8 protein-coding genes are annotated in these 11853 nt (G+C 73.3%); all 8 read left to right on the forward strand.

Features of this window, described 5'->3' with window-relative positions:
• Window positions 1-686: 686 nt before the first annotated feature.
• The 8 genes from N4G70_RS36585 (at window position 687) to N4G70_RS36620 (ending at window position 11783) form a co-directional block, all read left to right on the forward strand.
• Window positions 687-1565, forward strand: a complete 879-nt coding sequence (locus N4G70_RS36585; RefSeq protein ID WP_261717104.1) for a TIGR03084 family metal-binding protein — start codon at window positions 687-689, stop codon at window positions 1563-1565.
• Window positions 1566-1684: 119 nt separating this feature from the next.
• Window positions 1685-3418, forward strand: coding sequence for an acyclic terpene utilization AtuA family protein (locus N4G70_RS36590; protein ID WP_399038113.1), 1734 nt, complete (start codon window positions 1685-1687; stop codon window positions 3416-3418).
• 557 nt (window positions 3419-3975) lie between these two features.
• Window positions 3976-5577, forward strand: a complete 1602-nt coding sequence (locus tag N4G70_RS36595; protein ID WP_261717105.1) for an acyl-CoA carboxylase subunit beta — start codon at window positions 3976-3978, stop codon at window positions 5575-5577.
• Window positions 5578-5645: 68 nt separating this feature from the next.
• Window positions 5646-7622, forward strand: coding sequence for a biotin carboxylase N-terminal domain-containing protein (locus N4G70_RS36600; RefSeq protein ID WP_261717111.1), 1977 nt, complete (start codon window positions 5646-5648; stop codon window positions 7620-7622).
• Complete coding sequence (locus N4G70_RS36605; protein ID WP_261717106.1) at window positions 7619-8770, forward strand: acyl-CoA dehydrogenase family protein; 1152 nt, start codon at window positions 7619-7621, stop codon at window positions 8768-8770. Before N4G70_RS36600 ends, N4G70_RS36605 begins: the two co-directional genes overlap by 4 nt.
• A 19-nt stretch (window positions 8771-8789) precedes the next feature.
• Window positions 8790-10436, forward strand: coding sequence for a 4-coumarate--CoA ligase family protein (locus tag N4G70_RS36610; protein ID WP_261717107.1), 1647 nt, complete (start codon window positions 8790-8792; stop codon window positions 10434-10436).
• 37 nt (window positions 10437-10473) lie between these two features.
• Window positions 10474-11208 carry an enoyl-CoA hydratase family protein gene (locus tag N4G70_RS36615; protein ID WP_261717108.1) on the forward strand — a complete coding sequence of 245 codons (735 nt, stop codon included), beginning with the start codon at window positions 10474-10476 and terminating at the stop codon, window positions 11206-11208.
• Window positions 11196-11783, forward strand: coding sequence for a TetR/AcrR family transcriptional regulator (locus N4G70_RS36620; RefSeq protein WP_261717109.1), 588 nt, complete (start codon window positions 11196-11198; stop codon window positions 11781-11783). The genes N4G70_RS36615 and N4G70_RS36620 overlap by 13 nt, the downstream gene beginning before the upstream one ends.
• Window positions 11784-11853: the final 70 nt, after the last annotated feature.

The following is an 11853-nucleotide window of genomic DNA, read 5'->3' on the forward strand; positions in this document are numbered from 1 at the left end:
GTTTGCCCACCCACCCGCCCGTGCAAGGGGTTGGAAGGTCCGGCCCCTGGGGCTGCGCCCCAGACCCGCTGAGGGGCTCCGCCCCTCGGACCCCCTGGGGCTGCGCCCCAGAACCCCTGGGTGTTTGCCCACCCGCCCGCCCGTGCAAGGGGTTGGAAGGTCCGGCCCCTGGGGCTGCGCCCCAGACCCGCTGAGGGGCTCCACCCCTCGGACCCCTGAGGCTGCGCCCCGGACCCCGAGGCGGTCTCCGTCCACCGCCCATGCAGGGGGCTGGAAGGCCCGGCCCCTGAGGCTCCGCCCCTCGCCCCTCCAGGGTTGGGCCCCCAGGCCCGCCGAAGGGCTGCGCCCCTGGCCCCCCGGGGCTTCCGCCCCTCGGACCCCCGGGGCTCCGCCCCAGACCCCGAGGCGCTTTCGGCCCACCGCCCGTGCAGGGGGGAGGCCCGGGCCCGTACAGGGGGTTGGAAGGCCCGGGCCCGTACAGGGGGTTGGAAGGTCCGGCCCCCGGGGTTGCGCCCCAGCCCCCTGAGGGGCTGCTCCGTAACCCGGAAGATCTTGACCGACCCACGCCGGCCGACGGCACCCCTTCCCCGATCCCCGCACCATCAATAAATGCAAGCACGCTTGCTTGTTTCCGGGTGGGCTGCCATGCTCCGGGGCACACCCGCTGTCCCGGAGGGGAGCGCACCGTGTCAGAGCCGGCCGGTCCGACCGACGCCGTTCTCGTTGTCCTTGACGATCTGCTCGCCGAAGGCGGCGAACTGGACGTCCTCATCGGGGAGTTGAGCCCGGCCCAGTGGGCCACGCCGACCGCCGCGCCCGGCTGGACCATCGCCCACCAGGTCGCCCACCTTGCGTGGACCGACACCGCCGCCCTGCTCTCCGTCACCGATCCCGACGCCTTCGCGGCGGAGGTCGACAAGGCCGCCGCGTCGCCGGACACCTTCGTGGACGACGGGGCCGAGGCGGGGGCTCTGCTCCCGCCCGCCGAGCTGCTCTCGTGGTGGCGGGACAGTCGCGTACAGCTCCAGGAGGCGCTGCGGGCGGCGCCCGCCGGGGCGCGGTTCCCCTGGTACGGGCCGCCCATGTCCACCGCGTCGATGGCCACCGGGCGCCTGATGGAGACCTGGGCGCACGGCCAGGACGTGTTCGACGCGCTGGGGCGTACCCGCAGGCCCACCGACCGGCTCCGCCATGTGGCCCGCATCGGCATCCGCGCCCGCAACTACGCCTTCGCGGTACGGGGGTTGGAGCCGCCCGCCGAGGAGTTCCGGGTGGAGCTGACCGTGCCGGGCGGTGGCGGTGGCGGTGGCGGTGAGAGTGGCGATGAGGGGGAGCGGGTGTGGGTCTTCGGGCCTGCGGACGCTCAACAGCGCGTCACCGGGCCCGCGTTGGACTTCTGTCTGCTGGTCACCCAGCGGCTGCACCGCGCCGACACGGCCGTGACGGCCGAGGGCGCCGACGCCGACCGTTGGCTCGACATCGCCCAGGCCTTCGCCGGACCCGCGGGCCCCGGCCGCCCGCCCCGCGCGTCCTCGGCTCCCCCCGCGCCCAAGGCCGGCGCCTGATGGAAGGCGGCGGGCGAATAGGGGACGAGGGGACGCGGGGCGCGCCCGGCGCGCGGGGGGCGAGGCGGCCCCTGCGGATCGGGAACGCCTCCGGGTTCTACGGCGACCGGTTCGACGCCATGCGGGAGATGCTCACCGGCGGCCCCCTCGACGTGCTCACCGGCGACTACCTCGCCGAACTCACCCTGCTCATCCTCGGCCGCGACCGGCTGCGCGATCCACGCCTCGGGTACGCCAAGACGTTCCTGCGGCAGCTGGAGGAGTGCCTCGGGCTCGCCCGGGAACGCGGGGTGCGGATCGTCGCCAACGCGGGCGGGCTCAATCCGGCCGGACTGGCCGACGCGGTGCGGGAGTTGAGCGCGCGGCTCGACATTCCCGTACGGGTCGCCCATGTCGAGGGGGACGCCCAGCCCCTGCCCGAGGGCGCGCTCACCGCCAACGCCTACCTCGGTGGCGCCGGGATCGCGGCCTGTCTGCGGGCCGGGGCGGACGTCGTCGTCACCGGGCGGGTCACGGACGCGGCCCTGGTCACCGGGCCCGCGGCCTGGTGGTTCGACTGGGGGCCCGAGGAGTACGACGCGCTCGCGGGCGCGGTGGTCGCGGGGCATGTACTGGAGTGCGGCACCCAGGCCACCGGCGGGAACTACTCCTTCTTCACCGAGCTCGCGCGCCGCGACCTCGTCCGGCCCGGCTTCCCCATCGCCGAGCTCCACGCCGACGGCACCAGCGTCATCACCAAGCATCCCGGCACCGGCGGAGTGGTCGACACCGGGACGGTCACCGCGCAACTGTTGTACGAGACGTCCGGGGCGCGTTACGCGGGGCCCGATGTCACCGCGCGGCTCGACACGGTACGGCTCGACCAGGACGGGCCGGATCGGGTGCGCATCAGCGGCGTACGGGGCGAGGCACCGCCGCCGACGCTCAAGGTCGGGGTCAGCCGCATCGGGGGGTGGCGCAACGAGGTCGTGTTCGTGCTGACCGGGCTCGATGTGGAGGAGAAGGCGGAGCTGGTGCGAGAGCAGGTCGCGGATGCGTTCGCGCGCGCCAAATGCCGCCCCGCGTCCGTCACTTGGGAGCTTTCTCGCACCGATCGGCCCGACGCGTCGACGCAGGAGTGTGCGAGCGCGCTGCTGCGGCTGGTCGTGCGGGATCCCGATCCGGAGACGGTGGGCCGGGTGGTGAGCGGCGCGGCCGTCGAACTCGCCCTCGGCAGCTACCCCGGCTTCCATGTGACGGTTCCACCGTCGAAGGGGGCGCCGTACGGGGTGTTCTCGGCGGTGTATGTGGATGCGGGGTCGGTGGAGCAGGTGGCTGTACTTCCGTCCGGGGAACGGGAGTTGGTGGCGCCCGCGCCTGGGGCGGTCGGGCCGGCCGCGACGGCCGTCCCTTCGGACCGGTTGCTGTCTCTTCCGGCGGCTCTGCCTCCTCTGCCTCCTCCGCCTCCTCCGCCTCCTCTGCCTCCTCCGCCTTCTTCGGTCCCGCTGCCTCCGCTGCCTGCGTTCGTCGCGTCCGGGCCGACGCGGCAGGTGCCGTTGGGGACGGTGGCAGGGGCGCGGAGTGGGGACAAAGGGGGGGATGTGAATGTGGGGGTTTGGGTGCGGTCGGAGGGGGTGTGGGCGTGGCTGGTGCATGCGCTGACCGTGGACGTCTTTCGTCAACTCCTGCCGGAGGTAAGGGATTTGCGGGTTACCCGGCATGTTCTGCCGAACCTGTGGGCGCTCAACTTCGTGGTGGAGGGGTTGTTGGGGGAGGGGGTTGCTTCGCAGGCGCGGTTCGATCCTCAGGGGAAGGGGGTGGGGGAGTGGTTGCGGAGTCGGGTGGTGGCGGTGCCGGTGGATTTGCTGGGGTGAGTTGTTCCCCACCCCGCCCCTTCCCGAGACCCTCCGGGGGATCGTCGCCCCGGGTCCCACGCCCACCGGCCCGCGCCGTTCCCCGCGCCCCTGAACCCGCTTTCGTCCGCGGGCCGTGCGTGGCTGGTCGCGCAGTTCCTCGCGCCCCTCAACCCGCTCGTCCCTGCGGGCCGTGTGTGGCTTGTCGCGCAGTTCCTCGCGCCCCCAAAACCCCCTCTCATCTGCGGACCGTGCCCGCTTCTCGCGCCGTTCCTCGCGCCCCTCAACCCCCTCGTCCCTGCGGGCCGTGCGTGGCTGGTCGCGCCGTTCCCCGCGCCCCTTAACTGCTCGGCGCTGGGGCACCTTCAGCCCGTCCGGCGATTGAGGACGAGCGCCCTTAAGGCGCGATCGGGGTCTGGGGCGGAGCCCCAGGAGAGGCGGCCACCCACTCGCACCCCCGGAGGGTCTCGGGAAGGGGCGGGGTGGGGGAGCCTCCGCCGCAGGCGCCCCCCACCCGCACCCACCCCCACCACAGCCAGCCCCCCCACTCCCCACCCCCCAACCCCCGGAGCCCCCCCATGCCCACCCTCCCCACCACCCTCGACCCCACCACCCCCGAACACCGCACCGCGTCCACCGCCATGCGAACCCGGCTCGCTGAGCTGGAGGGCGAGGTCGCCAAGGCCCTCGCCGGGGGCGGGGAGAAGTACACCGCCCGCCACCGGCGACGAGGCAAACTGCTCCCCCGGGAACGCATCGAGCTGCTGCTCGACCCGGACACCCCCTTCCTGGAGCTGTCCCCGCTGGCAGCGTGGGGCAGCGACTACCCCGTGGGCGCCTCGATGGTCACCGGCATTGGCACCGTCGAGGGCGTCGAATGCCTGATCACCGCCAACGACCCCACCGTGCGCGGCGGCGCGTCCAACCCCTGGACGCTCAAGAAGGCCCTGCGCGCCAACGAGATCGCGTACACCAACCGACTCCCGTGCATCAGCCTCGTCGAGTCCGGCGGCGCCGATCTGCCCTCCCAGAAGGAGATCTTCATCCCGGGTGGCGCGATCTTCCGGGACATCACCCGGCTGTCCGCCGCCGGCATCCCCACCATCGCCGTCGTCTTCGGCAACTCCACGGCCGGCGGCGCGTATGTCCCCGGCATGTCGGACCACACCGTGATGATCAAGGAGCGGTCGAAGGTGTTCCTCGGGGGGCCGCCGCTGGTCAAGATGGCGACCGGCGAGGAGAGCGACGACGAGTCGCTCGGCGGCGCGGAGATGCACGCCCGCACCTCCGGGCTCGCCGACCACTTCGCCGACGACGAGCAGGACGCGATCCGCCAAGCCCGGCGCATCGTGGCCCGCCTCAACCACCGCAAGGCGCACCCCGACCCGGCACGGGCGGTCGAGCCACCCAAGTACGACGAGGAAGAGCTGCTCGGCATCGTGCCCGAGGACCTCAAGACCCCCTTCGACCCCCGCGAGGTCATCGCCCGGATCGTCGACGCCTCGGACTTCGACGAGTTCAAGCCGCTGTACGGGACGAGCCTGGTGACGGGCTGGGCCGAGCTGCACGGCTACCCGGTCGGCATCCTCGCCAACGCGCAGGGCGTGTTGTTCTCCGCCGAGTCGCAGAAGGCCGCGCAGTTCATCCAGCTCGCCAACCAGCGCGACATCCCGCTCCTCTTCCTCCACAACACCACCGGCTACATGGTCGGCAAGGAGTACGAGCAGGGCGGCATCATCAAGCACGGCGCAATGATGATCAACGCGGTGTCCAACTCCCGGGTCCCGCACCTCTCCGTGCTCCTCGGCGCCTCCTACGGAGCCGGCCACTACGGCATGTGCGGCCGCGCCTACGACCCCCGCTTCCTGTTCGCCTGGCCGAGCGCGAAGTCCGCCGTCATGGGTCCCCAGCAGCTCGCCGGCGTCCTGTCGATCGTGGCCCGCGCCTCCGCGCAGGCCAAGGGGCAGCCGTACGACGACGAGGCGGACGCCGGGCTGCGCGCCATGGTGGAGCAGCAGATCGAGGCCGAGTCGCTGCCGATGTTCCTGTCGGGACGCCTCTACGACGACGGGGTCATCGACCCGCGCGACACCCGCACGGTCCTCGGGCTGTGCCTGTCGGCGATCCACACCGCTCCCGTCGAAGGCGCCCGTGGCGGCTTCGGCATCTTCCGGATGTGAGGGCCATGAGCCAGGGGAAAACCACGAGCAAGGCGAAGACCACGACCGGCTCGACCGGCTCGAAGACCCTGATCGGGTCGGTGCTCGTCGCCAACCGGGGCGAGATCGCCTGCCGGGTCTTTCGCACCTGCCGTGAGCTGGGCATATCCACGGTCGCCGTGTTCTCGGACGCCGACGCGGGAGCCCTGCACGTACGGGAGGCCGACACCGCCGTACGCCTGGCGGGGGCCACGCCCGCCGAGACGTATCTGCGCGGCGACCTCCTCGTCGCGGCGGCCCTCGCCTCGGGCGCCGACGCCGTGCACCCCGGGTACGGCTTCCTCTCCGAGAACGCCGACTTCGCGCGGGCGGTGACCGGCGCGGGGCTCACCTGGATCGGTCCGCCGCCCGACGCCATCGAGGCCATGGCCTCCAAGACCCGCGCCAAGGAACTCATGGGTCTGCCGCCCCTCGACCTCGCCGACGTCACCGAGCGCGACCTACCCCTCCTCATCAAGGCGTCGGCCGGCGGCGGTGGACGCGGGATGCGCGTGGTGCGGCAACTGGCCGACCTGCGCGCCGAGTTGGCGGCGGCCCGCGCGGAGGCGCTCGGTGCCTTCGGTGACGGGGATGTGTTCGTCGAGCCGTACGTCGAGGGCGGGCGCCATGTCGAGGTGCAGATCCTCGCCGACGCCCACGGCACGGTCTGGGTGCTGGGCACCCGCGACTGCTCGCTCCAGCGCCGCCACCAGAAGGTCGTCGAGGAGGCCCCGGCCCCCGGTCTGAGCCCGGAGCTGACCGACGAGCTGTACGCCCTGGCGGTGCGGGCCGTGAAGGCCACCGACTACCGGGGCGCGGGCACCGTCGAGTTCCTGGTCGCGGACGGCAGGGCCCACTTCCTGGAGATGAACACCCGCCTCCAGGTCGAACACCCCGTCACCGAGGCCGTGTTCGGGCTGGACCTCGTCGCCCTTCAGCTCCGTATCGCCGAGGGCGAACCCCTCCCGCCGTCGCCGCCCGCCCCGCGCGGCCACGCCATCGAGGCCCGTCTGTACGCCGAGGACCCGGCCAACGGCTGGGCCCCGCAGACCGGCACACTCCATCAACTGGCGGTGCATGGCGCCCGGTTGGACAGCGGCTACGCGGACGGGGACACCATCGGCGTCCATTACGACCCCATGATCGCCAAGGTCGTCGTCCATGCCGCGACCCGCGCCGAAGCCGCCCGCAAGCTGGCCCACGCCCTCGAACGCGCCCGCGTCCACGGCCCGGCCACCAACCGCGACCTGCTCGTACGCTCCCTGCGCCACCCCGACTTCACGGAAGGCGCCTATGGCGCGGAAGGCCCCGGCCCCTCCGGAAGCCCCGGCTCCACCGAGGCCCCCGGCCACCCGGACCGCGCGCACGCCGCCACCCACGACGGCCCCCGCCTCGACACCGGCTTCTACGACCGCAACCTGGCCGACCTCACCGCGCCCCTGCCCGGCGCCGCCCACGCCGCCCTCGCCGCCGCCCTCGCCGACGCGGCCTCCCGGGCCGGGCGGTTCGGCGGCGGCTGGCGCAACGTACCCTCGCAGCCGCAGATCAAGCGGTACGGCGAGCACGAGGTCCGCTACCGCCTCACCCGCCACGGACTCGAAGCCGACGGCCACCCGGGGGTGCGTCTCGACTCCGTCTCGCCCGACCGCGTACGCCTCGAAATAGACGGCCTGATACGGGACTTCGGCGTTCATCGTTACGGCGACGACGCCGTCCACGTCGACACCGCGTCCGGGTGCCACGCCTTCACCGTCCACCCCCGCTTCACCGACCCCAGCGACCTCGTCGCGCCCGGCTCGCTGCTCGCCCCCATGCCGGGGGTCGTCGTGCGGGTCGCCGACGGCGTCGAGGAGGGCTGCCGCGTCCACGCGGGGCAGCCGCTGCTCTGGCTGGAGGCCATGAAGATGGAGCACCGCATCAGCGCTCCGGCCTCCGGCACGCTCACCGCGCTCCACGCCGCCCCCGGCCGCCAGGTCGAGGTCGGTGCCCTGCTCGCCGTAGTCGCATCGGAGGCCGAGGAAGCATGACCGGTGTCATCGAAAGCCAGGAGAACAAGGACCTGCGGGCCGCCGTCGCCGCACTGGGTGCCCGGCACGGACGCGGATTCGACCGCGCCGCCCTGTGGTCGGAGGCGGCCAAGCTCGGCTACCTCGGCGTCAACCTGCCCGAGGAGTACGGCGGCGGGGGTGGTGGAATGGCCGAACTGTCCATCGTCCTGGAGGAGTTGGGGGCGGCCGGCTGTCCGCTTCTGATGATGGTGGTCTCGCCCGCCATCTGCGGCACGGTCATCGCCCGCTTCGGCACCGAGGAGCAGCGCCGCACCTGGCTGCCGGGGCTCGCGGACGGCTCGCTCACCATGGCGTTCGGCATCACCGAGCCGGACGCCGGGTCCAACTCGCACCGCATCACCACCACCGCCCGGCGCGACGGCGACGACTGGGTCCTCACCGGGCGGAAGGTCTTCATCTCCGGCGTGGACCTGGCGGACGCGACCCTCATCGTCGGCCGCACCAGGACCGGGCCCGACGACGCGACGGGCCGCCCGGCAGGCCTCAAGCCCTGCCTGTTCATCGTCCCGCGTGACACCCCGGGCTTCGAGCGGTCCCGGATCGACATGGAACTCCAGGCGGCGGAGAAGCAGTTCGAGCTCGTCCTCGACGATGTGCGGCTGTCCGCCGACTCGCTCGTCGGCGACGAGGACGCGGGGTTGCTCCAGCTGTTCGCAGGGCTCAACCCCGAGCGGATCATGACGGCGGCCTTCGCGATCGGCATGGGCCGCTACGCGCTCGCCCGCGCCGTCGACTACGCCACGACCCGCCAGGTGTGGAAGCTCCCCATCGGCGGCCACCAGGCCATCGCCCACCCCCTCGCCCAGGCCCACATCGAGCTGGAACTGGCGCGCCTGATGATGCAGAAGGCCGCCGCGCTCTACGACGCGGGCGACGACATCGGCGCGGGCGAGGCCGCCAACATGGCCAAGTACGCGGCGGCCGAGGCCTGCGTGAAGGCCGTCGACCAGGCCGTGCACACCCTCGGCGGCAACGGCCTGACCCGCGAGTACGGCCTGGCCCCGCTGATCACGGCCGCACGGGTCGCCAGGATCGCCCCGGTCAGCCGGGAGATGATCCTCAACTACGTGTCGCACCAGTCCCTGGGCCTTCCCAAGTCGTACTAGCCGTACTAGGAGATCCCCCATGGACTCCCCAGCCGTTCCGGCTCCCCGCACTCCTCGCGTCCACCGCAGCGAGTACGCCGACGTGCCCGTGGTCGACGAGCCCATCCACGAGGCGGTGCTGGCCCGCTCCACGGCCAGCCACCCCGACGCCGTAGCCCTCGTCGACGCCACCGACGCGGGCGCTTCCGCCACCACCACCTACGCCCAACTCGACGCGCGGCACCGCAAGTTGGCGTCCGCGCTCGTCGCGAGCGGGCTGCGCAAGGGGGACGTGCTCGCCCTGCACAGCCCCAACTCGGTGCTCTACCCCGTGGTGTTCTACGGGGCGAGCCGGGCCGGGGCGGCCGTCACCACCGTCCATCCGCTGTGCACCGCCGAGGAGTTCGCCAAACAGCTCGCGGACTCCGGGGCCCGCTGGATCGTCACCGTCTCGCCGCTCCTGGACACCGCCCGCCGGGCCGCCGGCCTCGCCGGCGGCATCCAGGAGATTTTCGTCTGCGACCGGGCCGACGGGCACCGCTCCCTCGTCCACGACCTCCTGGCCGGCGCCGCCCCCGAGCCCGCCCGCCCCGCCCCCGACCCCGTCCCCATCGACCCCGCCGAGGACGTCGCCGTACTGCCGTACTCGTCCGGCACCACCGGCGTCCCCAAGGGCGTCATGCTCACCCACCGCAGCATCGCCACCAACCTGGCCCAGCTCCACCCGCTGGTCCCGATGGTGCCCGGCGACCGCATCCTGGCGGTGCTGCCCTTCTTCCACATCTACGGCATGACCGCCCTGATGAACGCGCCCCTGCGAGCCGGCGCCACCGTCGTGGTGCTGCCCCGCTTCGACCTCGACCAGTTCCTGCGCACCATCGAGCGCCACCGCATCACCGGCCTGTACGTCGCCCCGCCCATCGTGCTCGCCCTGGCGAAACACCCGGCGGTCGCCCGGTACGACCTGTCGTCCATCGAGTACATCGTCAGCGCGGCCGCCCCCCTCGACACCCGCCTGGCGGCGGCCTGTTCGGCCCGCCTGGGACTGCCGCCGATACGCCAGGCGTACGGCATGACCGAGCTGTCGCCCGGCACCCACATGGTGCCGCTGGCCACCGAGAACCCTCCGCCCGGCGCGGTCGGCAAACTCCTGCCGTCCACCGAGATGCGCATCCTGCGCCTGGACGACACCGACCGCGACGCCGAGCCCGGCGAGGAGGGCGAGATCGCGATCCGGGGCCCCCAGGTCATGAAGGGCTACCTCCGCAGGCCCGAGGCCACCGCCGCCCTGATCGACCCGGCGGGCTGGGTGCACACCGGCGACGTCGGCCGCGTGGACGACGACGGCTGGCTGTACGTCGTCGACCGCGTCAAGGAACTCATCAAGTACAAGGGCTTCCAGGTCGCCCCCGCCGACCTGGAGGCCCTGCTGCTCACCCACCCCGCCATCGCGGACGCGGCCGTCATCGGCGTCCACGACACGGACGGCAACGAGGTCCCCAAGGCCTTCGTCGTGCGCGGGCCGGGGGCGGATCTCGGCGTGGACGAGGTGATGGCGTACGTCGCCGGACACGTCGCCCCGTACAAGAAGATCCGCCGCGTCGAGTTCATCGACGCCGTGCCCCGGGCCGCGTCCGGCAAGATCCTCCGTCGCGAACTGCGGCTTCGAGAGAAGGACCAGACATGAGCCACCCCACCGGCACCGGCCCGCGAAGGGGCCGGACGTGAGCGTTGTCAGGGTCACCCACGAGCGGGGCATCACCACCCTCGCCCTCGACGCGCCCGCCCGCCGCAACGCCCTCTCGGCGCCCCTGGTGGCCGAGCTGGGCGCGGCACTCGCCCGCTGTGCCGGCGACCCGGACGTGCGCGCCGTCCTGCTCACCCACACCGGCACCACGTTCTGCGCGGGTGCCGATCTGAAGGCCCCGGCGGACCCCGCGGCCTTCGTGGCCCTGATGCGGGCCGTGGTCGAGCTCCCCAAACCGGTGGTGGCGCGGGTCACCGGCCACGTCCGCGCGGGCGGCCTCGGCCTCCTGGCGGCCTGCGACATCGCGGTGGCGGGGCCCGCCTCCTCGTACGCGTTCACGGAGGTACGGCTCGGCCTGGCGCCGGCCGTGATCTCCCTGCCGGTGCTGCCCCGCATGGACCCGCGCGCCGCGAGCCGCTACTACCTCACCGGCGAGCGGTTCGACGCGGCGGAGGCGGCCCGCACCGGGCTCGTCACGCTCGCCGCCGACGACGTCGACGTCGCCCTCGAACCCGTCCTCGACGGGCTGCGCAGATCCTCACCCGAGGGCCTGGCCGCGTCGAAGGCGCTGCTCACGGCTACCGTGTCGGAGACCTTCGACCGCTGGTCGAAGGAGCTGACCGCCCGCTCGGCGTCCCTCTTCGCCTCCGCCGAGGCGCGGGAGGGAGTGACGGCCTTCCTCGAACGACGGGACCCCGCATGGGTGTTGTGACCCCACCGAAGACCCCGAAGCAGGACCGCAGCCGGGCCACCCGGCAGCGCCTCCTGGAGGCCGCCGTGGCCTGCCTGGCCGAGCACGGCTGGGCGGGCTCGACGGTGTCGGTGGTCGCCGAGCGGGCCGGGGTCTCGCGCGGCGCCGCCCAGCACCACTTCCCGACCCGCGAGGACCTGTTCACCGCCGCCGTGGAGTACGTCGCCGAACAGCGCTCCTTCGCGCTGCGGGCCCTGGACCGCAGCGACCGCACCCAGGTCGTGACCGCCCTCGTCGGCCTCTACACCGGGCCGCTGTTCCGGGCCGCGCTGCACCTGTGGGTCGCCGCCGCCAACGAGCCCCAACTGCACGCTCGCGTAACGGAGTTGGAGGCGCGCGTGGGCCGCGAATCGCACCGCATCGCGGTCGAACTCCTCGGCGCCGACGAGTCGGTGCCGGGGGTACGCGAGACGGTGCAGGGCCTTCTCGACATGGCCCGGGGCCTGGGCCTGGCCAACCTGCTCACCGACGACGCGGCCCGCCGCGAACGCGTCGTGGCCCAGTGGGCGGCGCTCCTCGACGAGGCGCTGCGCTGAACGCTCCCCGGAGCGGGCGCACGAAAACGGCCGGCCCCGGGTGTCCCGGGACCGGCCGTCGACCGGTTTC

The organism is Streptomyces sp. ASQP_92 (assembly GCF_025399895.1).
Classification (GTDB): Bacteria; Actinomycetota; Actinomycetes; order Streptomycetales; family Streptomycetaceae; genus Streptomyces.

What these genes read in the sequence shown, in the direction of transcription:
- N4G70_RS36620 (WP_261717109.1), top strand. Translation starts at nt 11,196, where the DNA reads ATGGGTGTTGTGACCCCACCGAAGACCCCGAAGCAGGACCGCAGCCGG.
- N4G70_RS36605 (WP_261717106.1), top strand. Translation starts at nt 7,619, where the DNA reads ATGACCGGTGTCATCGAAAGCCAGGAGAACAAGGACCTGCGGGCCGCC.
- N4G70_RS36610 (WP_261717107.1), top strand. Translation starts at nt 8,790, where the DNA reads ATGGACTCCCCAGCCGTTCCGGCTCCCCGCACTCCTCGCGTCCACCGC.
- N4G70_RS36590 (WP_399038113.1), top strand. Translation starts at nt 1,685, where the DNA reads ATGCGGGAGATGCTCACCGGCGGCCCCCTCGACGTGCTCACCGGCGAC.
- N4G70_RS36595 (WP_261717105.1), top strand. Translation starts at nt 3,976, where the DNA reads ATGCCCACCCTCCCCACCACCCTCGACCCCACCACCCCCGAACACCGC.